The 26,590-nt window shown below is 67.2% G+C and carries 25 protein-coding genes; 9 read left to right on the top strand and 16 right to left on the bottom strand.

What is annotated here, in order from left to right; all coding sequences use genetic code 11:
* Positions 1-40: 40 nt before the first annotated feature.
* Both ACVN9Z_RS10510 and tyrS read right to left on the bottom strand, forming a co-directional pair.
* Positions 41-697 (bottom strand): YbhB/YbcL family Raf kinase inhibitor-like protein, encoded by a 657-nt coding sequence (locus ACVN9Z_RS10510; RefSeq protein WP_006388648.1) that lies wholly within the window; start codon positions 695-697, stop codon positions 41-43.
* A 72-nt stretch (positions 698-769) separates the two neighbouring features.
* Complete coding sequence (gene tyrS, locus ACVN9Z_RS10505; RefSeq protein WP_458213373.1) at positions 770-1,999, bottom strand: tyrosine--tRNA ligase; 1,230 nt, start codon at positions 1,997-1,999, stop codon at positions 770-772.
* Between the two features lie 257 nt (positions 2,000-2,256).
* Here tyrS and ACVN9Z_RS10500 point away from each other — a divergent pair, with 257 nt between their 5' ends.
* Entirely contained in the window at positions 2,257-3,666 is a 1,410-nt protein-coding gene (locus ACVN9Z_RS10500; protein WP_006388646.1) for a M23 family metallopeptidase, read from the top strand.
* Positions 3,667-3,745: 79 nt separating this feature from the next.
* Positions 3,746-4,855, top strand: a complete 1,110-nt coding sequence (locus tag ACVN9Z_RS10495) for an anhydro-N-acetylmuramic acid kinase (RefSeq protein ID WP_024067699.1) — start codon at positions 3,746-3,748, stop codon at positions 4,853-4,855.
* A 103-nt stretch (positions 4,856-4,958) separates the two neighbouring features.
* Here the strand turns inward: ACVN9Z_RS10495 and erpA are convergent, their stop codons facing one another.
* From erpA to pmbA, 12 genes are all read right to left on the bottom strand, one after another.
* Positions 4,959-5,330, bottom strand: coding sequence for an iron-sulfur cluster insertion protein ErpA (gene erpA, locus ACVN9Z_RS10490; RefSeq protein ID WP_006388644.1), 372 nt, complete (start codon positions 5,328-5,330; stop codon positions 4,959-4,961).
* An 85-nt stretch (positions 5,331-5,415) separates the two neighbouring features.
* Positions 5,416-6,162, bottom strand: coding sequence for a DUF6776 family protein (locus tag ACVN9Z_RS10485; protein WP_006388643.1), 747 nt, complete (start codon positions 6,160-6,162; stop codon positions 5,416-5,418).
* Between the two features lie 40 nt (positions 6,163-6,202).
* The gene (gene argC / locus ACVN9Z_RS10480) at positions 6,203-7,267 is read right to left on the bottom strand and encodes an N-acetyl-gamma-glutamyl-phosphate reductase (RefSeq protein WP_458213372.1); all 1,065 of its coding nucleotides are present in this window, start codon (positions 7,265-7,267) and stop codon (positions 6,203-6,205) included.
* A 173-nt stretch (positions 7,268-7,440) separates the two neighbouring features.
* The gene (rpsI, locus tag ACVN9Z_RS10475) at positions 7,441-7,833 is read right to left on the bottom strand and encodes a 30S ribosomal protein S9 (protein WP_006388641.1); all 393 of its coding nucleotides are present in this window, start codon (positions 7,831-7,833) and stop codon (positions 7,441-7,443) included.
* Positions 7,834-7,842: 9 nt separating this feature from the next.
* Positions 7,843-8,271, bottom strand: a complete 429-nt coding sequence (gene rplM / locus ACVN9Z_RS10470) for a 50S ribosomal protein L13 (RefSeq protein WP_006217309.1) — start codon at positions 8,269-8,271, stop codon at positions 7,843-7,845.
* Positions 8,272-8,665: 394 nt separating this feature from the next.
* The gene (locus tag ACVN9Z_RS10465; protein WP_006388640.1) at positions 8,666-9,379 is read right to left on the bottom strand and encodes an ABC transporter ATP-binding protein; all 714 of its coding nucleotides are present in this window, start codon (positions 9,377-9,379) and stop codon (positions 8,666-8,668) included.
* A complete protein-coding gene (locus ACVN9Z_RS10460; protein WP_006388639.1) occupies positions 9,376-10,164 on the bottom strand; it encodes an ABC transporter ATP-binding protein in 789 nt (262 codons plus the stop codon). The genes ACVN9Z_RS10465 and ACVN9Z_RS10460 overlap by 4 nt, the downstream gene beginning before the upstream one ends.
* On the bottom strand, positions 10,157-11,023 hold the full coding sequence (locus ACVN9Z_RS10455) for a branched-chain amino acid ABC transporter permease (protein WP_006388638.1): 867 nt from the start codon (positions 11,021-11,023) through the stop codon (positions 10,157-10,159). The genes ACVN9Z_RS10460 and ACVN9Z_RS10455 overlap by 8 nt, the downstream gene beginning before the upstream one ends.
* Positions 11,024-11,025: 2 nt before the next feature.
* Positions 11,026-11,907, bottom strand: coding sequence for a branched-chain amino acid ABC transporter permease (locus ACVN9Z_RS10450; RefSeq protein ID WP_006388637.1), 882 nt, complete (start codon positions 11,905-11,907; stop codon positions 11,026-11,028).
* Positions 11,908-12,156: 249 nt separating this feature from the next.
* Positions 12,157-13,311, bottom strand: a complete 1,155-nt coding sequence (locus tag ACVN9Z_RS10445) for an ABC transporter substrate-binding protein (RefSeq protein ID WP_020925257.1) — start codon at positions 13,309-13,311, stop codon at positions 12,157-12,159.
* Positions 13,312-13,568: 257 nt separating this feature from the next.
* The gene (locus tag ACVN9Z_RS10440) at positions 13,569-14,783 is read right to left on the bottom strand and encodes a TRAP transporter substrate-binding protein (RefSeq protein WP_458213371.1); all 1,215 of its coding nucleotides are present in this window, start codon (positions 14,781-14,783) and stop codon (positions 13,569-13,571) included.
* 133 nt (positions 14,784-14,916) lie between these two features.
* Positions 14,917-16,281, bottom strand: coding sequence for a metalloprotease PmbA (gene pmbA / locus ACVN9Z_RS10435; RefSeq protein ID WP_006388634.1), 1,365 nt, complete (start codon positions 16,279-16,281; stop codon positions 14,917-14,919).
* A gap of 58 nt (positions 16,282-16,339) precedes the next feature.
* Here pmbA and yjgA point away from each other — a divergent pair, with 58 nt between their 5' ends.
* From yjgA to ACVN9Z_RS10405, 6 genes are all read left to right on the top strand, one after another.
* The gene (gene yjgA, locus ACVN9Z_RS10430) at positions 16,340-16,888 is read left to right on the top strand and encodes a ribosome biogenesis factor YjgA (protein WP_020925259.1); all 549 of its coding nucleotides are present in this window, start codon (positions 16,340-16,342) and stop codon (positions 16,886-16,888) included.
* 15 nt (positions 16,889-16,903) lie between these two features.
* Positions 16,904-17,581 (top strand): alpha/beta hydrolase, encoded by a 678-nt coding sequence (locus ACVN9Z_RS10425; RefSeq protein WP_006388632.1) that lies wholly within the window; start codon positions 16,904-16,906, stop codon positions 17,579-17,581.
* A gap of 315 nt (positions 17,582-17,896) precedes the next feature.
* Positions 17,897-18,904, top strand: coding sequence for an ABC transporter substrate-binding protein (locus ACVN9Z_RS10420; protein WP_070542919.1), 1,008 nt, complete (start codon positions 17,897-17,899; stop codon positions 18,902-18,904).
* Positions 18,904-19,716 carry an ABC transporter ATP-binding protein gene (locus tag ACVN9Z_RS10415; RefSeq protein WP_070542922.1) on the top strand — a complete coding sequence of 271 codons (813 nt, stop codon included), beginning with the start codon at positions 18,904-18,906 and terminating at the stop codon, positions 19,714-19,716. Before ACVN9Z_RS10420 ends, ACVN9Z_RS10415 begins: the two co-directional genes overlap by 1 nt.
* Before the next feature lie 3 nt (positions 19,717-19,719).
* On the top strand, positions 19,720-20,556 hold the full coding sequence (locus ACVN9Z_RS10410; protein WP_054448734.1) for an ABC transporter permease: 837 nt from the start codon (positions 19,720-19,722) through the stop codon (positions 20,554-20,556).
* A gap of 9 nt (positions 20,557-20,565) precedes the next feature.
* On the top strand, positions 20,566-21,258 hold the full coding sequence (locus tag ACVN9Z_RS10405; RefSeq protein ID WP_049071161.1) for a cysteine hydrolase family protein: 693 nt from the start codon (positions 20,566-20,568) through the stop codon (positions 21,256-21,258).
* 47 nt (positions 21,259-21,305) lie between these two features.
* Here ACVN9Z_RS10405 and ACVN9Z_RS10400 read toward each other — a convergent pair whose 3' ends face one another.
* On the bottom strand, positions 21,306-23,747 hold the full coding sequence (locus ACVN9Z_RS10400) for a bifunctional acetate--CoA ligase family protein/GNAT family N-acetyltransferase (RefSeq protein WP_110059827.1): 2,442 nt from the start codon (positions 23,745-23,747) through the stop codon (positions 21,306-21,308).
* Positions 23,748-23,867: 120 nt separating this feature from the next.
* On the opposite strand from ACVN9Z_RS10400, the gene gltX reads away from it, so the two are divergent.
* Complete coding sequence (gltX, locus tag ACVN9Z_RS10395; RefSeq protein WP_006388626.1) at positions 23,868-25,274, top strand: glutamate--tRNA ligase; 1,407 nt, start codon at positions 23,868-23,870, stop codon at positions 25,272-25,274.
* A gap of 72 nt (positions 25,275-25,346) precedes the next feature.
* Here gltX and ACVN9Z_RS10390 read toward each other — a convergent pair whose 3' ends face one another.
* Positions 25,347-26,540, bottom strand: coding sequence for an MFS transporter (locus ACVN9Z_RS10390; RefSeq protein ID WP_006388625.1), 1,194 nt, complete (start codon positions 26,538-26,540; stop codon positions 25,347-25,349).
* Positions 26,541-26,590 lie beyond the last annotated feature (50 nt).

The following is a 26,590-nucleotide window of genomic DNA, read 5'->3' as shown; positions in this document are numbered from 1 at the left end:
GGGCCGCATTGATGCGGCCCTTTTTACTGATCGCGAGGAATCAGGACGCCGAGGTCGCCCCGATCTGCTTGGGCGCCAGCTTCGGGTTGAGCGTATAGGTGCCGGTCAGCGACGCCTGCGCCAGCACGTGCTTCTGGATGGCGCGCAGCGCGTCCTCGCCGGTGAACGAACCCTGCAGGTTCAGCGTATGGACGTCCAGCGCGTACAGCGTGAACACGTAGCGGTGCACCAGTGCGTCGTTCCAGGGCGGGCACGGGCCGTCATAGCCGAAATAGTCGCCGCTCATGTCGTGGTCGTTGGCGAACCAGGACGAGTACGAATTGATGCCCTGACGGGCATCCAGCGGCGCCAGCGGGCCGCCCTTGCCACGCGGCGTGATGCCGCTGGAAAAGGCGCCTTCGTCGATTTCGCGCATGTCGGCCGCCAGGTCGACCAGCACCCAATGGAAGAAATCGACCCGCGGCAGGTCGGCCGGCACTTCACGGCCCTCCTGGTTGACGTCGTCGGGCTTGGAGGGAACGTCCGGGTCGTGGCAGATCAAGGCGAACGACTGCGTACCCGCCGGGACGTCGTCCCAGGAAAACTGCGGGTTGTAGTTGTCAGCCAGCGCGACGTGCGATTGCGCATCGATCTTGCCGAAGGCGTAGCGCTCCGGAATCGACTCGTTATCGGAAAAAGACAAACTCGAAAGTTTCATGTCGTGCTCCTTGAAGTGCTGCGAAGGCATCCCAGCCTTGAACGTCCCTCCAGCGTATCAAAATCTTCGCGATTATGGGTTCAACTTAACACGCGCGAACTTGCGCTTGCCCACCTGGACCACGTAAGTCCCCGCAGGCAGTTGCAACGATTTGTCTTCGACCCGGTCGCCATTGACGCGCACCCCGCCCTGCTCGACGTTGCGCTGCGCCTCGGAACCCGAAGCCACCAGGCCAGCCTCGCGCAGCAGCTTGAGGATGCCGACCGGCGCGCCGCCGATGCTGACCTCGGGCATGTCCTCCGGAATCGCGCCGTCGCGGAAACGCGCCTCGAACGCGGCCAGGGCGTCCTCGGCCGCCTTGGCCGAATGGAAACGGGTGATGATTTCCTGCGCCAGCATGACCTTGGCGTCGCGCGGATTGCGGCCGCCGTCGATCTCCTGGCGCAGCGCGGCGATGTCTTCCAGCGAGCGGAACGACAGCAGCTCGAAGTAGCGCCACATCAGCGTGTCGGAAATCGACATCAGCTTGCCGAACATCGAATCGGGCGACTCCGAAATGCCGATGTAGTTGCCCTTGGACTTGGACATCTTCTCGACGCCGTCGGTACCGACCAGCAGCGGCATCGTCAGGATGCACTGCGGCTCCTGTCCATACTCCTTCTGCAGCTCGCGGCCGACCAGCAGGTTGAACTTCTGATCGGTGCCCCCCAGCTCCAGATCGGACTTCAGCGCCACCGAGTCGTAACCCTGCATCAGCGGGTACAGGAATTCATGCACCGAGATCGGGATGCCGCCCTTGAAGCGCTTGGTGAAATCCTCGCGTTCCATCATGCGCGCCACGGTGTAGCGCGACGCCAGCTGGATCATGCCGCGCGCGCCCAGCGGGTCGCACCACTCCGAGTTGTAACGGATCTCGGTGCGCGCCGGATCCAGCACCAGGCTGGCCTGCGCATAGTAGGTCTTGGCGTTGGCCTCGATCTGCTCGCGCGTGAGCGGCGGGCGGGTGCTGTTGCGGCCGCTGGGGTCGCCGATGGTCGAGGTGAAGTCGCCGATCAGGAAAATGACCTCATGGCCCAGGTCCTGCAACTGGCGCATCTTGTTGAGCACCACGGTATGGCCCAGGTGGATGTCCGGCGCGGTCGGGTCCAGCCCCAGCTTGATGCGCAGCGGCACGCCGGTGGCGCGGCTGCGGGCCAGCTTGCGGGCGAATTCGGCTTCGACCAGCAACTCATCGCATCCGCGCTTGGCAATACGCAGATCGGCTTCGACTTCGGGGGTGGTGGGGGCTTCGGAGGGTGACATTTTTGGGGGGCCGCAACGGCTTCAGCCGATAAAAAGGTGTAAAAAGTGACGAAAACTATCGAAAATTCTAGCCGAATCAGCTAGGATACCGCCCTAATCATACGCAACTGTCATATATACGCAGTTGTGCTCCGGTTACCACCCGTTGTTCACAAGATGCGCCCCGCGCCAGCCCTTGCCCCGGAAAACGTGGCGCGCGGGGGCCGTTCGTGTCACGCACCCTGCGAGCTCATGCCACCTGAGAGGGTATCTTCACGATGAATCGTGGCCTCCACGACCTGGCGAGTAGCATCAAACGCAAAGTTGCCGCCGTATTTGCGCCCGTCGAGCCCAAGCCGCATCGCTCGGGACTTTTCCGCCGCACTCTCCTCGTCACCGCCATGGGTCTGTTTGCCGGCGCCGCCGCCTTGGGCATGGTGCAGCAACCCGACCGCAGCGAACTCCCCCCGTCCCGCGTCATCCAGAGCATCCTGCCGCTGACCACCGAACAGGTCGAAGTCAGCACGCCCAGCGCCGCGCCCTACATCAGCGAAACCCGCATCCGCGCGGGCGACACGCTGGCCGCCGTGCTGCAGCGCCTGGAGCTGGATTCCCCGGACCTGCAGACCTTCCTGACCCACGACGCCAGCGCGCGCAGCATCTACAAGCTGTACCCGGGCCGGTCGGTGCAGGCCGCGACCGACGCCGAAGGCAACCTGATCTGGCTGCGCTACATCCACACGCCGGGCAACGAGGCCGACGGCCAGGTCGTCACCCGCATGCTGCACGTGGCGCGCACCGACGCCGGCTACAAGGCCGAGGAAATCACCGAAAGCACCGATCGCCAGACCCGCGTCGCCGTGGGCACGATCCGGTCCTCGCTGTTCGGCGCCACCGATGCCGCCGGCATCCCCGATTCGGTCACCATGCAGATGGCCGACATCCTCAGCGCCAAGATCGACTTCCTGCGCGACCTGCGCCAGGGCGACCAGTTCCGCGTGGTCTACGAAGTGCGCTCGCACGACGGCCGCTACGCCGGCGCCGGCCGCGTGCTGGCCCTGGAATTCATCAACGGCGGCAAGACCTACTCCGCCGTCTGGTTCAGCGCCGACAACAAGACCGGCTCGTACTACGACTTCGACGGCACCAGCCTGCGCGGCGCGTTCCTGCGCACCGCCCTGAAGTTCAGCCGCATCAGCTCGACGTTCGGCATGCGCATGCACCCGATCCACAAGACCTGGACGGGGCACAAGGGCGTGGACTATGCCGCGCCGTCAGGCACGCCGATCCACTCCACGGCCGACGGCACGGTGGAATTCGCCGGCTGGCAGAACGGCTACGGCAACGTGGTCATCGTCAAGCACCACGGCAAGTACTCGACGCTCTACGCGCACCAGAGCCGCATCGCCGAAGGCATCACCAAGGGCAGCAAGATCTCGCAAGGGCAACTGATCGGCTACGTCGGCGCCACCGGCTGGGCCACCGGTCCGCACCTGCACTACGAGTTCCGCGTCGACAACCAGCCGATCGACCCGTTGTCGGTCGACCTGCCCGTCGCCCGCGCCCTGGAACCGGCCGAAATCCGCGCCTTCAATCAGGCCGTGGCGCCGTACAAGCAGCAGATCCAGCTGCTCACCGAATTCCAGCAGACCCTGCCCGACGCGCTGACCAACGTGGCCAGCCGCTGAGCCGGACCTGCATCTCGCATCCGCAAGGCGGCCCGCGCATCTCGATGCCGGGCCGCTTTTTTTACAGGCGGCTTTTGACATGACGACACCCCAGCATTTCATCGGCCTGATGTCCGGCACCAGCGTGGACGGCGTCGACGGTGTCCTGGCGCGACTGCGCGACGGCCAGCCGCCGCAGGTGCTGGCCAGCGCCAGCCTGTCGATGCCCGCCGCGCTGCGGGCCGAGTTCCTGGCCCTGAACCTTGCCGGCGACGACGAACTGGCCCGCGCCGCGCTCGCCGCCAACGAACTGGCCCGCCTGTATGCGCAGGTGGTGGCGGACCTGCTGGCCGGCGCCAAGCTGCAAGCGCGGGACGTTGCCGCCATCGGCGCCCATGGCCAGACGGTACGCCACCGCCCCGACAGCGGCTACACCGTGCAGCTCAATGCGCCCGCCCTGCTGGCGGAGCTGACCGGCATCGACGTGGTGGCGGACTTCCGCAGCCGCGACGTGGCCGCCGGCGGCCAGGGCGCGCCGCTGGTGCCGCCCTTCCACGCCGCCGTGTTCGGCGCGCCGCAAGGCCGCGCGGTGCTGAACCTGGGCGGCATCGCCAACGTCACGCTGCTGGCGCCGGACCAGCCGCCACGCGGCTTCGACACGGGCCCGGCCAATGTCTTCCTGGACGGCTGGTGCCAGCGGCACCTGGGCCAATCCTATGACGCCGACGGCCGCTGGGCCGCCAGCGGCCAGGTGCTGGCGCCGCTCCTGGAGCAACTGATCGCGAGCGAACCGTGGTTCGCGCTGCCGCCGCCCAAATCGACCGGCCGCGACCTGTTCAACATGCGCTGGCTGGACGACCGGCTGGCCGCCTACGATGGTCCCAGGCCGGCGCCGCAGGACGTGCAGGCCACCCTGCAACGCCTGACGGCCCGCACCGTCGCCAACGCCATCGACGCCGCCGGCACGGACGTGCGCGAGCTCTATGTCTGCGGCGGCGGCGCCTGCAACCCCGGACTGATGCGTGAGTTGGCGTATTGCCTGCAGCGCCCGGTGCATGCCACCGACGCGCTGGGCGTCCCGGCGCAACAGGTGGAGGCGCTGGCGTTCGCCTGGCTGGCCCAGGCCTTCCTGGCGCGCCGCCCCGCCGGCCTGCCCGGCGTCACCGGTGCGCGTGGCGCGCGCATCCTGGGCGCCTTGTATCCCGCCTGACGCGCGCCGCCCGCACGACAAAAAGCCCCTCGGAAAACCGAAGGGCTTTTTTTGTGGCCGAGCGGGCGTTGCGCCGCCATCGCGGCGCAACGCCGCTACCGGCTTACACCGAGAACGACGAGCCGCAGCCGCAGGTGGTGCTGGCGTTGGGATTGCGGATGACGAACTGGGCGCCTTCCAGGTCTTCCTTGTAGTCGATCTCGGCGCCAACCAGGTACTGGAAGCTCATGGGGTCGACCAGCAACTGCACGCCGGCCTTGTCCAGCACGGTGTCGTCTTCGTTGACGACTTCGTCGAACGTGAAACCGTACTGGAAACCCGAACAGCCGCCGCCCTGCACGAACACGCGCAGCTTCAGCTCGGGGTTGCCTTCCTCGGCCAGCAGGTCCTTGACCTTGGCGGCAGCCGAGTCGGTGAACACCAGGGGAGCAGGCGGGGCAGCCTGCAGGTCGACGGTTTCGGTCACTGCATTCATGATTCACTCCTGGCCGCTGGGGCCGTATTCCGATGAGCGGCTGCGCCGCTCGCATGTAGTCACTATAGCGCAGCGCCGCCCGGACTCAAAGTTCGAGCTTGACGCTGCGGGAGGCGCGGACCACATCGCCCTCCAGGACACTGATGGTGACGCTTTCGGGGACAAATCCCTCGGGCACGGCCAGGACGCCCTGGCTGCGCTGGTACTGGTCGAACTGCAAGGCCAGCGACGCCGCGGTGGTGGTTTCGCCGGTGGCGGGCACGGGACCGCTTTCGGCCTTGACCTGCATCGGCGCCAGGTCCACGGTGACGGTTTCGCCCTTGAGCGTGCCGACGGCCTGGAACCGCAGCGTGCCGGCGAACGGGGCGGCGCCATTGCGGCCGCTGCGCATCAGCAGCACCTTGTAGCGCAGCCCGCCGCCTTCGCGGTCGATCTGGGCGCCGCGGATGTCCACGGTGCCTTCGGGCCCCGGGGGCAGCAGTTGTTCATAGAACGCCAGCTGGTCGCGCACGCGGCCGATCTCGGCCTGCGCGGCGTGCAGCTGGGTTTCGAGTTCCTGGCGCGCCGAGCGCTCGATCACCAGCTCGCCGTCGGCGGTATCGAGCTGGCCGCGCAGGTAGCGCAATTGCACCGCCTGTTGGCGCATGGCTTCGTCGCGCGTCTCGACCTGCGCCGCGCTGAGCACGACGGCGTCCTTGGGTTGGTAGACGCCGCGCGCGTAGTAATAGCCCGCCGCCGCGCCCGCCAGCACACCGGCCAGCACGCCGGCGGCGACCCGCAGGCCGAGGCCGGCACGGGAAGTTCGAGGCGTCGCGGAGGAATCGTTGGACATGGGGAGCGGGCCGGCGGCAAACCGCCAGCCCGGCCGGACATCAGGGCAGGATCGCGACCTGGTCCAGGCCGACGGTCTCGGGGAAACCGAACATCAGGTTCATGTTCTGCACCGCCTGGCCGGCCGCGCCCTTCACCAGGTTGTCCTGCACCACCATGATGATGAGCTGGTCGCCACCGCCCGGGCGCGACAGTGCGATGCGCAGGTTGTTGGAAGCGCGCACCGAGCGCGTCTCGGGCAGACTGCCGGCGGGCATGACGTCGACGAACGGCTCGTCGGCGTAGCGCTGCTCGAACAGGGCCTGGAAGTCGGTGTCGCGCGCCTCGGGCTTGATGCGGGCGTAGATGGTCGAGTACATGCCACGGATCATCGGCACCAGGTGCGGCACGAAGGTCAGGCCGACCTTGCCCGCGGCGATCTTCTCGAGCTGGGCGACGATTTCGGGATGGTGGCGGTGGCCGGCCACGCCGTAGGCCTTGAAGTTGTCGGATGCCTCGGAGAACAGCGAGCCGACTTCGGCCTTGCGGCCGGCCCCGGAAACACCCGACTTGCAGTCGGCGATCAGGGTCTGCGCATCGACCAGTTGCTTGCCGCCTTCGAGCAGCGGGGCCAGGCCCAGCAGCACGGTGGTCGGGTAGCAGCCCGGGTTGCCGATGACGCGCGCCTTGGCGATGGCTTCGCGGTTCAGCTCGACCAGGCCGTACTGGGATTCAGCCAGGATGTCCGGGCAGGTATGGGGAATCTTGTACCAGCGTTCGAAGGTGGGCACGTCCTGCAGGCGGAAGTCCGCGGCCAGGTCGATGACCTTGGTGCCGGCGGCGATCAGTTCCTGGGCCTGGGCCATGGCCACGCCGTGGGGCGTGGCGAAGAACACCACGTCGCAGTCGGTCAGCGTGGCCTTTTCCGGCGAGGAAAAGGCGATCTGCACGCGGCCGCGCAGGTTCGGGTACATGTCGGCCACCGGCAGCCCGTCTTCCTTGCGGGACGTGATGGCGGTCAATTCCACATGGGGATGCTGCGACAGCAAGCGCAGCAGTTCGACGCCGGTGTAACCGGTGCCGCCGACGATACCAACCTTGATACGGGAGTTCGATGCTTGGGCCATGATGTGTGCTCTTCGTAGAACGAGGCTCGATTGTATCGCTCGGACAACCGGCCTTGCCGCCGCGCATGAAAGCGCGCGGCAACCGCTGTCCGACCGGACGATGCCCGCGGAGTTCCGCGAGCCTTGGTACATGTAAAAAAAAGCCCGCACGAGGCGGGCTTTTTTCGCAGCGATTAACGCTTGCTGAACTGCTTGCGACGGCGCGCCTTGCGGAAGCCGACCTTCTTGCGTTCGACTTCGCGGGCATCGCGGGTCACGAAACCAGCTTGCGACAGCGCGGGCTTCAGGGTCGCGTCGTAGTCGATCAGGGCACGCGTGATGCCGTGACGGACTGCGCCGGCCTGGCCGGTTTCACCGCCGCCGTGCACGTTGACCTTGATGTCGAACGATTCCAGGTGGCCGGTCAGTTCCAGCGGCTGGCGCACGACCATGCGGCCGGTTTCACGGGCGAAGAATTCGTCGACGGGCTTGCCGTTGACGACGATCTTGCCGGTGCCCTTCTTGATGAAAACGCGAGCCACCGAAGTTTTGCGACGGCCGGTTCCGTAGTTCCAGTTACCGATCATGGCGTTTCCTTAGATATCCAGCGTCTTGGGCTGCTGGGCGGTGTGCGGGTGCTCGGCACCGGCATAGACCTTCAGCTTCTTGATCATGGCGTAGCCCAGAGGACCCTTGGGCAGCATGCCCTTGACGGCCTTCTGGATGGCGCGACCGGGAAAACGCTCTTGCATCTTCTCGAAGTTCGTTTCGCGGATACCGCCCGGGTACGTGGTGTGGCGGAAGTACTTCTTGTCCTTCGCCTTGGTACCGGTAACGACGATATCGGAAGCGTTGATGATGACGATGTAATCGCCGGTATCAACGTGCGGCGTGAATTCAGGTTTGTGCTTGCCACGCAGACGACGTGCGACTTCGCTGGCCACACGACCGAGGACTTTGCCCTTGGCGTCGATCACAAACCAGTCACGTTGGACTTCATGCGGCTTGGCCACAAAGGTCTTCATGATGGTTCCTAGATATGAAAAATGGTCTCTGACTGGACGATCCAGCCAGGCTTCTTCCCTCAACTAGACAATGGAGCCGGCATCTTTCCAGCAACTGGGTTTCAGTGCCGGGTTTCAACCGATCGGGTTTCAGCCCATCGGGTTTCAGCCCATCCGTTGTCCCTATCGACGTCCCGCCTAAGCGTTATTACCCGCCCGTGCAATGGTCAAAATGAGGGAAAGCCTGAAATTCTACCACGGATGCTCAAAAAATGGGCAGCCGCAATCGAATCCAGGTGGATGGACAGCCGTTCCCCAGGGAAACGACTGTCGCATTTTTAAAGGGGACGCAAGTGCATGCCGCCGGGAACCCCGCCAGCGCTCCAGCGCCCCCTTCCCCGTTCCACCGCGCGGATCAGGCGCCCAGGTAGGCTTCCAGCACCCGCGGATGGCCCAGCAGCCCGCGGCCGGTGCCCGACAGCGCCATGGCGCCGTTCTCCAGCACGTAGCCGTGCTGGGCGATCTTGAGCGCCTGGCGCACGTTCTGCTCCACCAGGAACAGGGTCAGGCCGTCGGCGTTGATCGCCCGCAGCGAGCGGAAGATTTCCTGCACCACGATCGGCGCCAGGCCCATCGACGGTTCGTCCAGCAGCAACAGGCGCGGCTTGGCCATCAGGGCGCGGCCGATCGCCAGCATCTGCTGTTCGCCGCCGGAGAGATTGCCGGCGATGCCGGTAATCCGCTCTTTCAGGCGCGGGAACAGGTTGAAGACGTATTCCAGGTCCGAATCGATGTTCTTCAGGCCGCGGCGGTAGGCGCCCAGCTCGAGGTTTTCCAACACGGTCATGGTGGTGAGGATGGCCCGGCCTTCCGGCACCTGGACGATGCCGCGCGCCACCAGCTGGTGCGGCGCCAGGTTGGTGACGTCCTCGCCTTCGAACAGGATCTTGCCGCGCGCCTTGGGCAGCAGGCCCGACAGCGCCAGCAGCGTGGTCGACTTGCCGGCGCCGTTGGCGCCGACCAGGGCGGTGATTTCCTTGGCTTCCAGGTCCAGGTCGATGCCGCGGACGGCTTCGATGTGGCCGTAGTTGACCTCGAGTCCGCGGACTTCCAGCATTGCGCTGCTCATTGTGCGGCCTCCGCGTTTTCGGTGTCGTCGTCGTCCTCGCGGCCCAGGTAGGCCTCGATGACCTGCTCGTTGTTGCGGATCTCTTCAGGCCCGCCGCAAGCGATGATCTTGCCGAAGTTCAGCACCGCGATGCGTTCGCACAGCCCCATCACGAAGCGCATGTCGTGCTCGATCATGAGGATGGTGTAGCCGCGGTCGCGGATCGCCAGGATCTCGCGCATCAGCTCGGCGCGCTCGCCGGTGTTCATGCCTGCGACCGGTTCGTCCAGCAGCAGCAGCTTGGGCTCGGTGGCCAGCGCGCGCGCCAGCTCCAGGCGGCGCTGCTCGCCGTACGATAGGTTGTCGGCCAGGTCGTTGGCCTTGTGGTCCAGGCGCATCCACGTCAGCAGCTCGTGGGCGCGCTCGCGGGCGCGCTTTTCGTGCTCGCGGTAGCCCGGCAGGCCCAGCAGCAGGCTGGGGAAGCCGTAGTTCATGTGGCGGTAGGCGCCCACCACCACGTTCTCCAGCAGCGTCATCTCCTTGAAGAGACGGATGTTCTGGAAGGTGCGGGCGATGCCCATGCGGGTGATGGCGTGCGGCTTGCGACGCAGCAGGCTTTCGCCATTGAAGGCGATGCCGCCGCCGCTGGGCGGCAGCAGGCCGGTGATCAGGTTGAACACCGTGGTCTTGCCGGCGCCGTTGGGACCGATCAGGCCGAAGATCGCGCCTTCGGGCACCGACAGGCTGACGTCATGCAGCACGTGCAGGCCGCCGAAGCTCTTGGAAACGGAGGTCAGCTCAAGCATGGCGCTTGCCTCCTTGACGCATCCAGCGCTTGAAGCGCGCCGGATCCCAGATGCCTTGCGGCAGGAAAAGCACAATCACCACCAGGATCACTCCGTTGATGACCAGGCGGAAATCCGCGAACCCGCGCAGCAGCTCGGGCAGCACGGTGATGATGAAGCTGCCCAGCACCGGACCGGCCAGACCGCCGATACCGCCCAGGATGGCCATCGTCAGGATTTCAACGCCACGGTCGAAGCCGTATTCGTTGGGGCCGATGAAGAAGGTCAGGTGCGCATTCAGCGCGCCGGCCAGGCCGGCGATCATCGCGCCCGCCACGAAGGCCAGCATCTTGTTGGCGCGCACGTCGATGCCCATCAGGCCGGCCGCGGTCTCGTCGCCGCGGATGGCCTCGAAGGCGCGTCCGATCTTCGAGGCGCGCACGCGCCACAGCACGAACAGCACGATGACGACCGCCAGGATGACGTGCCACCACTGCGTCAGCTGCGGAATGCCGTTAAGGCCCAGCGCGCCGCCGGTGATCGACTCGGTGTTCAGCACCGTCACCCGCACCACTTCGCCGAAACCCAGCGTGGCCATGGCGAGATAGACCCCTGACAGCCGCAAGGTCGGCAAGCCGATCAGCGCCGCCACCAGGGCCGGCGCCGCCATGCCGCCGGCCAGCGCGACCGGGAACGAGACGTCGTAGTTCATGGTGAGCAACGCCGCCGCGTAGGCGCCGATGCCCATGAAGGCCGCATTGGCCATGGCCAGCATGCCGCAGGCAAGCGTCAGCCAGATGGAGAGGGCCAGCAGGGCGTTGGTGCCGAGCGTCAGCACCAGGTTGCCATAGATGGCCCAGAAGTTTTCGAATCCGCTCATACTCAAGCCTTGCGTTGAACCACTTTGCCGAACAGACCTTGCGGGCGCACCAGCAGGATCAGGAACAGCAGGCCGAATGCCACCGCGTCGCGCATGGTGGAGCCGATATAGGCCACCGACAGCACTTCAGCGAAGCCCAGGAACAGCCCGCCCAGCATGGCGCCACGAATGTCGCCCATGCCGCCAAGGATGATGACCGCGATGCCCTTGTGCAGCATCGGCTGGCCCATCAGCGGGAACAGCGCGTTCGAGTACAGGCCGATCAGCACGCCCGCGACCCCGCCCAGGGCGGCGGCGGCGAACGAGGTGGTGATGAAGAGCTTTTCGACGTTGATGCCCAGCAGCCAGGCGGCCTTGGGCGATTCGGCAATGGCGCGCAGGGCGCGGCCGAACTGCGTGCGACGCATCACGAACATCAGCAGGGCCATCAGCGCGAACGACAGGAAGATGATGCCCAGTTCGATCACGGTCAGGTGCAGGCCGGCGATCTCGATCACTTCCTCGGGCACGGTGCCGTGCGGGAAGCGCAGGTTGCTGGCGCCGAAGATGCCTTGCGCGCCATTGTTCAGGATGATGCCCACGCCGATCGTGGCGATCATGGGGATCAGGTGGGGGGCATTACGCTTGCGCAGCGGCTTGAGCACCAGGTAGTCGATGATGACCCCGGTGAAGCCGGCGACGAAAAATGCCACCATCAGCGCCGCCCACAGGGGCAGGCCGAAATGCTGCACCACGGAGAGCGCCGCGTAGGCCCCCACCATGAAGACGGCGCCATGCGCGAGGTTGATCACCCCGAGCACGCCGAATACCAGCGTGAAGCCCAGCGCGAACAGTGCGTACACACAGCCCAGCGACAAGGCGTTAACGAATTGTTGTTCCAACATGATGGGACATATTCCAAATCAAAAAAGAGCCCCCACGCCGCGCCCCCTGCGTGGACTTGCCGCTCGCCAGGCACGGCTTCGGGACCCGGGGCAGGCCTGTGTAAGGCCTTCCACGCCGCGCATTGCGTGGACCTGCCGCCCTGAGAGAGCCGTTCTATTCCTGGGGAGTCCTACGATAAAAAGCGCCTTGCGGACGACAGCTGGCCGCCGTCCGCAAGGCGCATCCCCCCGCGCGGGGATGCCGACTGCTTACTTCTCGATGACGTACTTGCCGTCCTTGGTCACGCTGACGATCGGCGCCTGGTCGGCGTCGTAGCCGGCGGGCTTGCCGGCGCGGTCGGTGGCCTGGCGGAACTTGAAGGCGCCGGTGGCGCCGGTCCATTGCACCGAGGGCAGCGCGTCGCGCAGGGCGGCGCGGTCCTTGGCCAGTTCGCCGGAGATCTTGGTGTTCTTCAGGGCCTGGGCGACGATGTACATGGCGTCGTACGACTGCGCGGCGAACTGGTCGGGCGCGCCGTTGAACTTGGCCTTGTAGGCGTCGATGAACTTGACGTTCTCGGGGGCCTTGTTCTCGATCGACCACGGGCTGCCGATCCACAGGTTGTTCGACGCGCCGCCGGGGGCCAGGTCGAAGATCTTGACCGAGTTCATGCCGTTGCCGCCGATGACGGGCACGTTCAGGCCCAGCTGGCGGGCCTGCACCATGATCGGGGCGCCTTCGGCCAACAGCGCCGACAGCACGATGGCGTCGGGGTTGGTGCCCTTGATCTTGGTCAGCTGGGCCTTGAAGTCGACGTCGCCCTTGGCGAACGTTTCGGTCGTGGTGACCGGGATCTTCTGGTCTTCCAGGGCCTTCTTGAAGTTGTCGTAGCCGCTCTTGGTGAAGACGTCGTCGTTGCCGTACAGCACCGCCACGTTCTTCAGGCCGGTCTTGGCCTTGACGGTGGAGATGGTGGCGGGCAGCACGTCGGCTTCGGTGACCGAGTTGCGGAACACGTAGTTGCCGATGGAGGTGATGCCGTCGGCGGTGTTGGAGGTGCCGAAGGCGACCGTCTTGGCGGCCTGGGCGATCGGGTCGGCGGCCTGGGCCGAGTTCGACAGCGTCGGGCCGAACACCATCAGGACGTTGTCCTTGAAGATCAGCTTCTTGAAGACGTTGATGGCTTCTTCTTTCTTGCCTTGCTCGTCCTCGACCACCAGCACGATCTTGTTGCCATTGATCCCGCCCGCGGCGTTGATCTCGTCAGCGGCCAGTTGGAAACCGTTGCGGATCGACACGCCGTACTGAGCGGCGCCGCCCGACAGGGCCTCGGCCACGCCCAGCTTGATGTCGGCCGCATGGGCAGCCGGGACGATACCGGCGGCGATCAGCGCGGCCAGCAGCTTCTTGGTCTTGGATTGCATGGTTGATACCACCTTAAAGTCTGTCTCGGAATGTTGGTTATCCAGGCCGGGATGTTCCCGCCGGATTGACGTCCAATGGCGCCTGAAGGCGTCACGTTTGCGCGTCAAGACCCGGGATATTACTCCTTTGTATCAGGCCGAAACTCGAATGCCGTTCAACAAAAGGAGCAAAACCGCCCATTTTTTTGTAAAAAACACGGGGTTATCAGCGAAAACCCCACCTCCAACCGAATGCCATTCGGCATCCGGACCTGCCATCAACTGCGAGCGGACAGCGCCACGCCCAGGTACTGGTCGTAGGCGCCCTCGGTCAAGCGGAGCCAGGGCATCGCGTTGTCGCGAAAACCCATGTAGTTGTCGTGGATCGCCTTGAATTTCGGGTCCTTCTCGCCCAGGTCCTTGTAGACCTGCTGGGTCGCCTCGAACGCGGCATCCATGACCGAGCGCGGCAAGGCGCGCACCTGCGCGCCGGCCGCGACCAGTTGGGCCAGCGCGGCCGGATTGCGGGCGGCGTAGGCCGCCGTGGTGCGCGCATGCGCGGCCAGGGCGGCGGCTTCGATCACCGCCTGGTAGTGCTTGGGCAGCTTGGCCCAGGCCTCTTCATTGATATAGAGCGACAGCTGTTCGCTGGCGGCCCACCAGCTGGGGCCGTAATAGAACCTGGCAGCCTTGTTCAGGCCGAGCTTGCCGTCGTCGTAGGCGCCGGCGCCGGCCACGGCGTCCGGGCCCGCCTTGGCGGCGGCCTCGGCGGGCTTGGCGGCCTCGGTCGGCTTGCTGCCCTCCGCCGGCTTGGCGTCCTTGGGATCCTTGGCGGCTTCTGCCGGCTTGGCCTCCTTGGCGGCCTCGGCGCCCTTCCCGTCATTGGCCTGCGCGGCCGCGCCGGTCTGCTGCGGCTGCACGCCCAGATGCGCCAGCACCTGCGCCGCCAGGCCGTCGACGCGCATCCTCAGGTCTTTCAAATCGGTCGCGCGCTTGATCTCGCGGTTGGACCACAGGCCCATCTGCGAACCGGTGTTGCCGAGCGGAAAGTTGATGATCTTCTGCGCCTTGAACAGTTCGCGCATCAGGCGCAGGCCGTCGCCTTCGAGCATCCAGGCATTCATCTGGCCCGCGTCCAGCCCGAACGGCACCGCCGAATCGAAGCAGAAGGCGGGGTTTTTGGCGAAGTAGATGCCTGATGACACGTGGGCGCATTCGACCGTGGCGGCGCCGACCGCGTCCATCAGTTGCGCCGCGGGCGCGACCTCGCCTTCGGCCAGTTGCTTGATGCTGAACTTGCCGCCGGTGGCATCGGAGACGAATTTGCGGAAAATCTCGCCAGCGCCGAAGCGCAGGTCCAGCGCCGCCGGAAAGCCGGACGCCAGGCGCCAGCTGATCGAGGGGGAATCCTGCGCCAGGGCGGGAGCGCTGACCGCCGCCCCCGCCGCCACGGCGCCCAGGCCGGCCTGCTTCAAGAATGAACGTCGTTGCATCTCTTTGCTCCTCTACAGCGATACCAGTTTGAGCAATACCCGCCGGATATTACACGTTGCCATCGCCGCTGACGGCTAGAGGAATTCCCGAGCGGTCAAGGATTGCAAAGAGCGTTGTGACGCGGTTCCCGGGTCAGGTGCCGGCGATCGCCATCTGTTCGATCAGGATCGAACCGGTGGTCTTGGTGCCGCGCGAGATGGTGTCGGCGCCCACCGCGACGATCTGGCGGAACATGTCCGACAGGTTGCCGGCGATGGTGACTTCCTGCACCGCATGCTGGATCTGGCCGTTCTCGACCCAATAGCCGAACGCGCCGCGCGAATAGTCGCCGGTGACGTAGTTCACGCCCTGTCCGATCAGCTCGGTGACCAGGAAGCCCGTGCCCATCTTCTTGAGCATCGCCTCGAAATCGTCGCCACGGCGCGTCAGCGTGGAGCTGAAGACCAGGTTGTGCGAACCGCCCGCGTTACCGGTGGTCTGCATGCCGAGCTTGCGCGCGGTGTAGGAGGACAGGAAATAGCCTTCCAGCACGCCGGCCGAGACCACGTTGCGCTTGCGGGTGCGCACGCCTTCGTCGTCGAACGGCGAACTGCCCATGGCGCCGCGGATGTGCGGGTCTTCGGTCAGATTGATGTGTTCGGGGAAGATCGGCTTGCCCAGGGCGTCGAGCAGGAAGCTGGCCTTGCGGTACAGCGCGCCGCCGTTGGCGGCCTGCGTCAGGGCGCCGACCAGGCCGAGCGCCAGCGGCGCCTCGAACAGGACCGGGAACTTGCCGGTGCGGATGCGGCGCGCCGACAGGCGCGACAGCGTGCGCTCGGCGGCGTAGCGGCCGACGGCCTCGGGCGTGGCCAGCTTGGCCGGATCGCGCTCGGAGGTGTACCAGTAGTCGCGCTGCATGCCGTTGCCGCGGCCGGCGATGGGCGCCACCGACAGGCTGTGGCGCGAATACGGGTAGCCGCCCAGGAAGCCACGGGTGTTGCCCATGACGAACTGGCCTTCGTAGGTGCCGACCGTGGCGCCGTCGGTATTGGTGATGCGGGCATCGACCTCGCGCGCGGCGCGTTCGGCGCGCAGCGCCAGCTCGGCGGCTTCCTCGGTGGAAACCGTCCAGGCGCGGTGCAGGTCGAGGTCGGGGAATTCGGTGGCCAACTGGTCGGCGTCGGGCAGGCCGGCGGCCGGATCGGCGGCGGTGTGGCGGGCGATGTGCCAGGCGGCCTCGACCGTCTGGCGCAGCGCGGCTTCGGAGAAGTCGGAGGTCGAGGCGGAACCGCGGCTCTGGCCGGCGTAGACCGTCAGGTCGAGCGAGCGGTCACGGGTCTGTTCGACGGTCTCGATGTCGTTCTTGCGCACCGATACCGACAGGCCCAGGCTTTCGGAGACTTCGGCCGCGGCGTCCGAGGCGCCGATCTGGCGCGCGTAGGCCAGGGTTTGCTCGACGAGTTCGGAAAAACGCGCGTGATTGGCCGCCAGCGGCAAGGAGGAGGAGGATTTGACCATTGCTGTCCAATTTGCAGAGACGGTTATCATAGCCAAGTCTGTCATTGCGCAGTTTTCCATGAATTCCCACATCGAAGAAGAATCCTCCGACGGCTACGACGAGAACGGCTACGATCGTCCCAGCAAGTCCCAGGTCAAGCGTGAAATGCACGCGCTGCTGGACCTGGGCAAGCAGCTGATCGAACTGTCCCCCGAACGCCTCAAGCAGTTGCCCCTGGCCGAACGCCTCTACGAGGCGATCCGCGAGGCGCAGCGCACCACCAGCCGCGAAGGCCGCCGCCGCCAGACCCACTTCGTGGGCAAGCTGATGCGCGACGCCCCCGCCGACGAGATCCGCGCCCAGCTCGACGTGTGGGAAAACGGCTCGCGCGAGGAAACCGCGGCCATGCACCGCCTGGAAACCCTGCGCGACCGCCTGCTCGACGACGACGACGCGCTGACCAAGCTGCTGAACGACAATCCGCAAGCGGATGTGCAGCAGCTACGCGCGGTGATTCGCGCCGCCCGCAAGGAAAAGGCAGCCAACGCCGTCCTGCTGCAAGGCCAGGAACCGCAGAAGAAGCACTATCGCGCCCTGTTCCAGGCCCTCAAGACCCTCACCCACTGATTGCGCCCGCCGTCCATGAACGCCCCCACCGACCTGCTCGATTGCATCGAGATCGAAACCGCCTCCAATCCCACGCACGCCGTGATCTGGCTGCACGGCCTGGGCGCCGACGGCAACGACTTCGCGCCCATCGTGCCGGAACTGGACCTGCCGGCCGGCCTGGGCGTGCGCTTCGTATTTCCCAACGCTCCCGTGCAGCGCGTCACCATCAACAATGGCATGGCGATGCGTTCCTGGTACGACATCCTGGTGATGGATCTGGTGCGGGTGGAAGACGCCAAGGGCATCCGCGCCTCGGAGGCCGCGATCCACAAGCTGATCGCGCGCGAGAACGCGCGCGGCATCCCGACCTCGAACATCGTGCTGGCGGGCTTCTCGCAGGGCTGCGCCATGACCCTGCACACCGGCCTGCGTCTGCAGGACAAGCTGGCCGGCATGATGGGCCTGTCGGGCTACCTGCCGCTGCTGGACAGCGCCGAGGCCGAGCGCGCTCCCGCCAACCAGCGCACTCCCATCTTCCTGGCCCACGGCCTGTATGACCCGGTGGTGTCGCTGCCGCGCGCCGAGGCCTCGCGGGCCGAACTGGAACGGCTGGGCTACGACGTGCGCTGGCACACCTACCCCATGCCGCATTCGGTCTGCGCCGAGGAAGTGGCCGACATCTCGCGCTTTCTGAACCAGGTGCTGGTGTAACTCCGGCGGCGCGCGCCGCGCCGCCACCCTCCCCCGGGTCCGGATTCTCCGGGCCGTTCGCACGGGGATTCCCTGCTTTGTATACCAAGTGGTATTCCAGCCCCGAATTTTCCGGGGCGCGGCTTCGCTCGTCCATAGAGAAAAACGACAATACTAAAACGCTTGCTGCTCGCCTAGGTTGAATATAGTATTCAATCCAAGCCGTATCGGCCCGATCGCAATCGCCTCGGGCTTCCCTGTTGTTGCAGTCGATCCATCCCATTGGCCGTGTCGCGCCGGGTTTCGGCGAGGCATTCAGACGCAGGAGAAAGTCCCGTGAAGCCCTTGCCATTGCCTCGCCTGGCAGCGGCGGCGCTGCTTGCCGCCGTCCTCGCCCCGTTCGCCAGCCACGGCGAAGCCCTCAATCCCCCGGTAAAGGTGCGCTACGAAGAGGTGGTGCGCTCGATCCTGTACGCGCCCAAGTACGTCGCGCTGTCGCAGGGCTACTTCAAGGATGCCGGGCTGGACGTGTCCATGAAGACCTCGCAGGGCACCGACAAGGGCATGACCGCCCTGCTCTCGGGCAGCGCCGACATCGTGCTGATCGGCCCCGAGGCCTCGATCTACGTGCAGAACAGCGAATCGCCGGTCAAGCCGAAGATCTTCGCCGGGTTGACCGCCACCGACGGCTTCTTCCTGCTGGCGCGCAAGCCGGTCGAGAAGTTCGACTGGAGCATGCTCAAGGGCAAGGAGGTGATCGGCTTTCGGCCCGGGTCGAACCCCATCGTGTTCCTGGAGACCGCGCTGCGCAAGCACGGCCTGGACCCGCAGAAGGACGTCAAGCTGCTCAACAACATTGGCATCCCCGCCCGCGCCGGCGCCTGGATGGCGGGCCAGGGCGAGTACGGCATCTTCCTGGAACCCGAGGCCGGCGAACTGGTGCGCAACGGCAAGGGCTACATCGTGGCCTCGGTCGGCCATGAGGTCGGCCAGGTGGACTACACGGTCTTCACCGCCACCGACAAGTACATCCGCGACAACCCCAAGGTGATCCAGGCCTGGACCAACGTGGTGGCGCGCGCGGAAAAGTACGTGAAGGACACGCCCGCGGCCACGCTGGCGCCGCAGATCATGAGCTACTTCCCCGGCATGGATGCGGCCGCGGTGACCGACGCGATCGAGCGCTACAAGCAGTACCAGATCTGGAAGACCACGCCGCTGGTGACGGCCGAGGCCATGAACCAGCTGCAGGACATGCTGGTCGCCAGCGCGGTGATGAAGGACGGCGCCCGGGTCAAATACGAGGATGTGGTGGTGGCGGACTTCGCCAGGAAGGTGCCGTGATGAGCGCCGTCGTCCACAACCTCAAGCCGGACCCGGCCACCGCCAAGATCGAACTGCGCGATGTCTGCCTGAGCTACTTCACGCCGGAAGGCGAGACCGAAGCGCTGTCGCAGGTGTCGTTCGCGCTGGCGCCGGGCGAATTCGTCAGCCTGATCGGCCAGAGCGGCTGTGGCAAGAGCACGCTGCTGTCGCTGATCGCCGGCCTGCACGCGCCGACCTCGGGCACGGTGATGATCGACGGCCAGGCGGTCACCGAACCCAATCCGCGCATCGGCTACATGCTGCAGCAGGATTATCTTTTCGAGTGGCGCACCATTCTGGACAACGTCATGCTGGGCGCCGAGATCCAGGGCCGGCGCGATGCGCGCAGCGAGGCGCGGGCCGTGCACCTGCTGGAAAAGTGCGGACTGGGCGCGTTCCTGTCGCACACGCCGCGCCAGTTGTCGGGCGGCATGCGCCAGCGCGCCGCGCTGGCGCGCACGCTGGTGACCGAGCCCGACGTGATCCTGCTGGACGAGCCATTCTCGGCGCTCGATTCGCAGACCCGGCTGGCGATCTCCGACGAGGTCGTCGACATCCTGCGGCGCGAGGGCAAGACGGTGGTGCTGGTGACGCACGACATCGGCGAGGCCATCGCCATGACCGACCGCGTCATCGTGCTGTCGCGCCGGCCCGGCCGGCTCAAGAGCCAGTACCGCATCCACTACGGCGACAGCGCGCGCCCCACGCCGTTCCAGGCCCGCTCGCGGCCGGAATTCAATGCCTACTTCAAACAGCTCTGGGACGAGCTGGACGTCCATGTGGAGGGTTGAGCCGTGAACGCACCGATCGCCAACACCGTGCCGCTGCGCGCCGTGCCCGCGCCCAGCCAGAAGTACCTGGACTACCTGCGGCGCGACCGCGCCCGCCGGCGCCACATCCGCATCGCCCAGGCGCTGCTGCTGGTGGTGTTCCTGTGCGCCTGGGAGATCCTGCCGCGCATGCACATCCTGAACCCGCTGCTGACCAGCTATCCGAGCGCGCTGTGGCCGACCTTCCTGGAACTGTGGAACCAGGGCAACCTGGCGCGCCACATCGCCACCACGCTGTCGGCCACGCTGGTGGGCTTCACGCTCAGCATGGTGATCGGCATCATCGTCGCCGCCGCGCTGTGGTGGTCGGACTTCCTGTACAAGGTGCTGGATCCGTTCCTGGTGGTGGCCAATGCCATGCCCAAGATCGCCTTCGTGCCGATCTTCTACCTGTGGCTGGGGTCGGACTACGCGGTCTACGGCATGGCCGTGGCAATCGCCGTGTTCGTGACCATCATGGTGGTGTACGCCGGTTTTCGCGCCATCGACCTGAACAAGGTCAAGCTGGCCCGCACCTTCGGGGCCAGCCGCTGGCAGGTGCTGACCAAGGTGGTGCTACCCGGCAGCGTGCCGACCCTGATCGCCGCGGTGAAGATGAACATCGGCCTGGCGCTGGTGGGCGTCATCGTCGGCGAATTCCAGTCGGCCGACTCGGGCCTGGGCTTTCTCATCATGAACGGCAGCCAGGTCTTCAAGCTGAACATCGTCATGACCGCCATCGCCATGCTGGCGCTGATCTCCAGCGTCATGTACCTGGTGGTGTACCGCATCGAAGCCGCCGTGGCGCGGCGTTACGGATAAGGAACCGCCATGCAGATTCCGCAATGGGTGCAGGACCGCGTCATCGCCCGCCAGGGCTGCCTGCATCCCTACGACAGCCTGCCCGGCGCCCGCACCGCGGTGGTGGTGATCGACATGCAGCAGTACTTCACGCTGCCCGGCTACCAGGGCGAATGCGCCGCGGCGCGCGACATCATCGCGCCGGTCAACCGCCTGTGCGACGCGGTGCGCGCGGCCGGCGGCACGGTGGTCTGGGTGCAGACCGCGTCCGACAACGCCGACGCCTTCTGGTCGCACCACCATGGCGTGATGCTGACGCCCGAGCGCAGCGCCCGGCGCCTGGAAACCCTGCGCCGCGATGCGCCGGGTTTCGCGCTGCATCCGGACCTGCGGCCGGCCGACAGCGACCTGCGCGTCACCAAGCGCTTCTACAGCGCCATGGCCACGGGCTCGTCGGAACTGGAGCCGCTGCTGCGCGGACGCGGCGTGGACACGCTGCTGATCGCCGGCACGGTCACCAACGTCTGTTGCGAATCGACCGCGCGCGACGCGATGATGCGCGACTTCCGCACCATCATGGTGGACGACGCGCTGGCCGCGGTGACGCCGGCCGAACACGAAAACGCCCTGCATGGCTGGCTGCTGTTCTTCGGCGACGTGCTGTCGGTGGATGAAGTGGCGACGCGGCTGCGGCCGGCGCAGGCCGCGCGCAAGACGGCCTGAAGCCGGCATGGCCACGGCCGGGCGCGGGCACGCGCCGGCCGCGGCGCTCAGCGCAGGTTGAGCCAGACCCGCCGCATGGTCGGGTCTTCCGGATCCGGATCGTTGGTGAAGCCCAGGCTGGTCATCAGCGCCAGCATCGGCCGGTTGGTCGACAGCACCAGGCCGTCGATGTATTCCAGCCCCTGCTCGCGCGCCGCGTCGATCAGCGCGGTCATCAACTGGCGGCCCAGGCCGCGCCGCTGCCAGTCGTCGCCGATCACCAGCGCGTATTCCGCGCCGCGCCCGTCGGGGTTGCGCAGGTAGTGCGCAAACCCCACCAGCACTTCGTGCGGATGGCCGCGGTTGGCCGGGTTGGGCACCTGGGTGGCGGCCACCAGCGCCAGCTCGCGGTGGTAGTCGACCTGGGTGTAGCGCGACACCATGCGCGGCGTCAGCTCGCGCATCATCGACACGAAGCGCATGTAGCGCGAGCGTTCCGACAGGCCGCGGATGAAATCCTGCAGCGGCTGGCCGTCCTCGGGGCGGATCGGCCGCAGCACCCACGGAATGCCATCGGCGAAGCGGCGCACCTGCACCAGGCGCGCCGGGTACGGGTGAATCGCCATGTGCGGATAGCCGGCGGTCTGGGGCGTTTCGCAGCCCGGCTTCTCGGCCAGCGTCATGCGCAGGCCGCCGGCGCGCAGATGGGTCTCGCCGGCATACAGCGGGTCGATGTCGAGCGTTTCGATGTCCGGCAGCTCCGACACCATCTCCGAGACCAGCACCAGCGCCTGCTGCAAGGCCTCGGCGGCCAGGTGGCCGACGCGCGGCGCCAGCACCCGGCGCCACAGCCGGCTGCGCTCGATCATCTGGCGCGCCAGGAAGCCGTTGAGCGGCGGCAGGTCGATGCCGCGGTCCGATTGCGACAACACCGCGTCCGGGCCGCCGGCGCCGAAGCGGATGACCGGCCCGAACTGCGGATCGCGCCGTACCCGGATCGCCATGGGGCGGGATTCCGGTTCGGCCGCCGCCACGTCCAGCGGCATGTCGCGCAAGGGGACATAGAACAGGGACAGCAGCGCGCGGACCTCGGAGGTATTCAGTTCGCGCCGGCAATCGGCCCGCACCCGCGCCAGGATCTCGCGCGCGGCGGCCAGGTCGGGCACGTGGGTGGCCGGCTCGGGCGGCTGGGTCTGCAACAGCAGTTGCTGGTTGTAGTGGTGCGTGGCCAGCACGCCGAAGGCGTCGGCGGCGGACTCGGGCGTGCGGAAGGCCGAGGTGCCGGCGTCGTCCAGCATGCGCCGCAGCGGCCGCATGCCGGCGTCGCCCATGAAGCAGGTGACCACGGGCTTTCTGGCCTTGGGCGCGATCAGCGCCAGCTCGCGCGCCACCGCCGGCATGTCGGCCAGCGCGTCGGGCGCCAGCAGCACCAGCACGCCGTCCACGCCGGCGTCGTCCAGCACCACGTCGAGGATGGCGCGGATGCGTTCCGGCGTCAGCGGCACGTAGGTGATGACAGGATTGGCGCTGGCCGCGTCCGGCTCCAGCATCGCCGCCAGCGCGCGCTGCGTGGCCGGCGCCAGCTCGGCGCGCAGCACCGCCGCGTCCGGGCCGATCAGGTCCATGGCCAGTTGCGGAGGCCCGCTGCCGTTGGAGATCAGCGCCACCCGCCGGCCCTTGGGCCGGCGCGTGTAGCCCAGCACCTTGACCGCCGAGAACAGCTGCACGAAGTAGCGCACCCGCACCGCGCCGGCGCGGCGCAGGGCGGCGTCGAAAATCGCATCGGCGCTGTCGGTGTCGGCGCGGCCGGCCTTGAGCACGATGACCGGCTTGACGCTGGCCGCGGCCCGCAGCGTGCTCATGAACTCGCGCGCCGGCCCGACGTCTTCCAGGTACAGCACGATGCTGTCGGTGCGCGGGTCGCTGGCCAGGTAGTCCAGCACCTTGGACAGGCCCACCACCGCCTCGTCGCCCAGCGACACGGCGGTGGAAAAACCGATGTGCACGTCCTCGGCCCAGTCCATGACGGCGGCCATGATGGAGCGCGACTGCGCCAGCAGCGCCACGCGGCCGGCGCGCGCCAGCACCGGATGCTGGCTCAGGTTCAGGCCGGCATGCGGGCGCTGGGCGCCGAACGAGCGCGGCCCCAGCAGTTCACAGCGGTTCTCCTCGGCCCAGGCGCGGCACAGCGCCAGGGTGCCGCGCGGATACGGGTCGGGCAGCTCGTGCGGCAACAGGATGACCGAGCGCGGGGCCAGCGGGGACAGCCGGCGCAGGGTCTCGGGCAGCACGGCGGGCGAAACGCAAACCAGGGCCAGGTCGGGCCGCTCGCCCGCGGCCAGGCCCTGGAGCGTGTCCGGCAGATCGGGCGCGGCGCCGGTTTCGCAGGCCACCACCGTGGTTTTCGCCTTGAGCGCGGGCGACAGGGAAGCCGCCGCCGGCAGCGGCCGATCGGCGACGATCACCAGCGAACCGGGTTCGAACATCGGGGCAAGAGCGTGTCGCAGCATGGCGGGAACAGGCACTAATCTAAAATAGCGTCCATCGTAACAAGACAACCCCGCCGTCCGCTTGATCCGGGCCAGTCCGACGCCGCATTCGCGGCGCCGCAGCCGCTATCATTGCCACCTATGACTTCCAACGCCTCCTCCCCCATCCGTACCCGCTTCGCGCCTTCGCCCACGGGCTTCCTGCACCTGGGCGGCGCCCGCACCGCGCTGTTCTCCTGGGCCTTCGCGCGCCACCACAAGGGCACCTTCGTGCTGCGCATCGAAGACACGGACGTCGAACGCTCCACGCCGGAAGCGGTGCAGGCCATCCTGGACAGCATGGACTGGCTCGGCATGCAGCCGGACGAAGGCCCGTTCTACCAGATGCAGCGCATGGACCGCTACCGCGAAGTGGTGGCGCAGATGCTGGCCGCCGGCACCGCCTACCACTGCTACAGCTCGCCCGAGGAAGTCGAGGCCATGCGCGAGGCCGCCCGCGCCCGCGGCGACAAGCCGCGTTATGACGGCACCTGGCGCCCCGAGCCCGGCAAGACCCTGCCGCCGGTGCCCGAAGGCCGCAAGCCGGTGGTGCGCTTCAAGAATCCCCAGGACGGCGCCACCGCCTGGAACGACATGGTCAAGGGCCCCATCAGCTTCGACAACACCGAGCTGGACGACCTGATCATCGCGCGCCCGGACGGCACCCCCACCTACAACTTCTGCGTGGTGGTGGACGACTGGGACATGGGCATCACCCACGTGCTGCGCGGCGATGACCACGTCAACAACACCCCGCGCCAGATCAACATCCTGCGCGCGCTGGGCGCCACCCTACCCGAATACGGCCACGTGCCCATGATCCTCGGCCCGGACGGCGAAAAGCTGTCCAAGCGCCACGGCGCGGTCAATGTCATGGAGTACGACAACGAGGGCTACCTGCCCGAGGCCATGATCAACTACCTGGCGCGCCTGGGCTGGAGCCACGGCGACGACGAACTCTTCAGCCGCGACCAGCTGGTGGAATGGTTCGACACCCGCCACCTGTCCAAGTCGGCCTCGCAGTGGGACCCGAAGAAGCTGAACTGGGTCAACGCCCACTACATCAAGCAGATGGACAACGCCGAACTGGCCGAACGCGTGGCGCCGCGCGTCGCCCATCGCGGCGGCCATCCGGAAAAGATCGACCTGCCGGGCGTGATGGGCCTGCTCAAGGACCGTGCCGAGACCCTGGAACAGCTGGCCGACGGCGCCATGCTGTTCTGCGGCGCCTTCAAGCCGGCCGCGCCGGAACTGGTCGAGCAGCACCTGACCGCCGCCGCGCGCGAGGCGTTGGCCGATTTCGCCCGGCGCGCCCAGGGCACCGACTGGACCCGCGAGGCCATCTCGGCGCTGATCAAGGCCGTGCTGGCCGATCGCGGCCTGAAAATGCCGCAACTGGCGATTCCGCTGCGCGTGGCCGTCACCGGCCAGACCCAGACGCCCGCGGTGGACGCGGTGCTGGCCCTGTTGGGCAAGGACGTCGTGCTCCAGCGCCTGGCCGCGATCTGAACGGTCATCCGGCCACGAAAAAGCCCCGTCCGGCCTGGCCGTTCGGGGCTTTTTTCATCGCGCGAGGGTGTATCAGGCGGCCTTGGGACGCGCCTTCAAGGCCCGCGAGAAGAACGCGCCCAGCAGCGGCAGCAACACGGCCGAGCCGCCGAACAGCACCGCCGCGCCGGCCTCGTCCACCACCGAACCGGCCAGCGCCACACCGGCCGCCTGCCCCATGAAGAGGCAGGACGCGAACCAGGCCACCGCCGTGCCGCGCGCCGACGGCACCATCTGGGTGGCGTTGGTCTGCAGCGTCGCGTGCAGCAGGTAGTAGCCGAAGCCCGCCAGCACGCTGGCCAGCAGGCTCCACAACCACACCGGCCCCAGCAGGTACGACAGGAACGCCACGCCCAGCACCAGCCCGCCCGCGACCGCCAGGCCACGTTCGCCCAGGCGCTTGAGGACGCGGCCCGCCACCACCGTGTACAGCAGCCCGCCCACGGCGTACACCGCCACCAGGGCGCCGGCTGCGGTCAGCGAGATATCGAAGCGTTCGTGCAGGTACGACGGCGCGAACGCCAGGGCGCCGAACACCAGCAGGCCCTCGATGAACACCGTGGCCAGCACCACCCGCGCCCAGGGCGTGCCCAGCACCAGCCGCGCCTGCGCCACGAAGCCCTGGCGCGGCGCGTTGGGGTCGACCACGCCCAATCCCAGCGCGCGCTGGCGCCGCACCTCCAGCTGCAGCAGCGTGCCCACCACGAGGTAGCCGACCACCAGCGCCGCGAAGGCCCAGCGCCAGCCCAGGGTGTCGGCGAACAGGCCGCCGGCCAGTTGTCCGGCCGCCATGCCCAGGATGGTCCCGGTCAGGAAGCGCGCCAGCGTCGCCTGGCGCCTTTCGTACGGCACGGTGTCGCCGATCCAGGCCATCGACAGCGGCACGATGCCGGCCCCCGCCGCGCCCGACAGGGCGCGGCAGAACACCAGCACGTCCAGCGACTCGGCCACGAACGCGCCGGCGCTGCCCAGCGCGCAGGCAAACGTCGCCACGCTGACCACGCGATACTTGCCGTAGCGGTCGCCCACCGGGCCGAAGAACATCTGCAATACGCCGTAGGCCACGGCGAACGCGGTCACCGCGCGCGCGGCCTGGCCAGTGGTGGCGCCGAACTCGGCGGCCAACTGCGGCAACATGGGATCACAGATACGAAAGGCGCTGGCGCTGACGAAAGCGGCCAGGGCGAGCAGCGCGATGGCGCGCGCTTCGGAAGAGAGGGCGGGCATGGAAGGCCGGCGGGGATGGAGGACGAAGTCCGCACCTTACCGCAGGCGCG

This window comes from Achromobacter sp. KK8 (genome assembly GCF_054188005.1).
Note: the sequence above shows the minus strand (reverse complement) of the source record. Positions and strands in the feature narration are given on the sequence as shown.

What these genes read in the sequence shown, in the direction of transcription:
- ACVN9Z_RS10510 (WP_006388648.1), bottom strand. Translation starts at nt 697, where the DNA reads ATGAAACTTTCGAGTTTGTCTTTTTCCGATAACGAGTCGATTCCGGAG.
- tyrS (WP_458213373.1), bottom strand. Translation starts at nt 1,999, where the DNA reads ATGTCACCCTCCGAAGCCCCCACCACCCCCGAAGTCGAAGCCGATCTG.
- ACVN9Z_RS10500 (WP_006388646.1), top strand. Translation starts at nt 2,257, where the DNA reads ATGAATCGTGGCCTCCACGACCTGGCGAGTAGCATCAAACGCAAAGTT.
- ACVN9Z_RS10495 (WP_024067699.1), top strand. Translation starts at nt 3,746, where the DNA reads ATGACGACACCCCAGCATTTCATCGGCCTGATGTCCGGCACCAGCGTG.
- erpA (WP_006388644.1), bottom strand. Translation starts at nt 5,330, where the DNA reads ATGAATGCAGTGACCGAAACCGTCGACCTGCAGGCTGCCCCGCCTGCT.
- ACVN9Z_RS10485 (WP_006388643.1), bottom strand. Translation starts at nt 6,162, where the DNA reads ATGTCCAACGATTCCTCCGCGACGCCTCGAACTTCCCGTGCCGGCCTC.
- argC (WP_458213372.1), bottom strand. Translation starts at nt 7,267, where the DNA reads ATGGCCCAAGCATCGAACTCCCGTATCAAGGTTGGTATCGTCGGCGGC.
- rpsI (WP_006388641.1), bottom strand. Translation starts at nt 7,833, where the DNA reads ATGATCGGTAACTGGAACTACGGAACCGGCCGTCGCAAAACTTCGGTG.
- rplM (WP_006217309.1), bottom strand. Translation starts at nt 8,271, where the DNA reads ATGAAGACCTTTGTGGCCAAGCCGCATGAAGTCCAACGTGACTGGTTT.
- ACVN9Z_RS10465 (WP_006388640.1), bottom strand. Translation starts at nt 9,379, where the DNA reads ATGAGCAGCGCAATGCTGGAAGTCCGCGGACTCGAGGTCAACTACGGC.
- ACVN9Z_RS10460 (WP_006388639.1), bottom strand. Translation starts at nt 10,164, where the DNA reads ATGCTTGAGCTGACCTCCGTTTCCAAGAGCTTCGGCGGCCTGCACGTG.
- ACVN9Z_RS10455 (WP_006388638.1), bottom strand. Translation starts at nt 11,023, where the DNA reads ATGAGCGGATTCGAAAACTTCTGGGCCATCTATGGCAACCTGGTGCTG.
- ACVN9Z_RS10450 (WP_006388637.1), bottom strand. Translation starts at nt 11,907, where the DNA reads ATGTTGGAACAACAATTCGTTAACGCCTTGTCGCTGGGCTGTGTGTAC.
- ACVN9Z_RS10445 (WP_020925257.1), bottom strand. Translation starts at nt 13,311, where the DNA reads ATGCAATCCAAGACCAAGAAGCTGCTGGCCGCGCTGATCGCCGCCGGT.
- ACVN9Z_RS10440 (WP_458213371.1), bottom strand. Translation starts at nt 14,783, where the DNA reads ATGCAACGACGTTCATTCTTGAAGCAGGCCGGCCTGGGCGCCGTGGCG.
- pmbA (WP_006388634.1), bottom strand. Translation starts at nt 16,281, where the DNA reads ATGGTCAAATCCTCCTCCTCCTTGCCGCTGGCGGCCAATCACGCGCGT.
- yjgA (WP_020925259.1), top strand. Translation starts at nt 16,340, where the DNA reads ATGAATTCCCACATCGAAGAAGAATCCTCCGACGGCTACGACGAGAAC.
- ACVN9Z_RS10425 (WP_006388632.1), top strand. Translation starts at nt 16,904, where the DNA reads ATGAACGCCCCCACCGACCTGCTCGATTGCATCGAGATCGAAACCGCC.
- ACVN9Z_RS10415 (WP_070542922.1), top strand. Translation starts at nt 18,904, where the DNA reads ATGAGCGCCGTCGTCCACAACCTCAAGCCGGACCCGGCCACCGCCAAG.
- ACVN9Z_RS10405 (WP_049071161.1), top strand. Translation starts at nt 20,566, where the DNA reads ATGCAGATTCCGCAATGGGTGCAGGACCGCGTCATCGCCCGCCAGGGC.
- ACVN9Z_RS10400 (WP_110059827.1), bottom strand. Translation starts at nt 23,747, where the DNA reads ATGCTGCGACACGCTCTTGCCCCGATGTTCGAACCCGGTTCGCTGGTG.
- gltX (WP_006388626.1), top strand. Translation starts at nt 23,868, where the DNA reads ATGACTTCCAACGCCTCCTCCCCCATCCGTACCCGCTTCGCGCCTTCG.
- ACVN9Z_RS10390 (WP_006388625.1), bottom strand. Translation starts at nt 26,540, where the DNA reads ATGCCCGCCCTCTCTTCCGAAGCGCGCGCCATCGCGCTGCTCGCCCTG.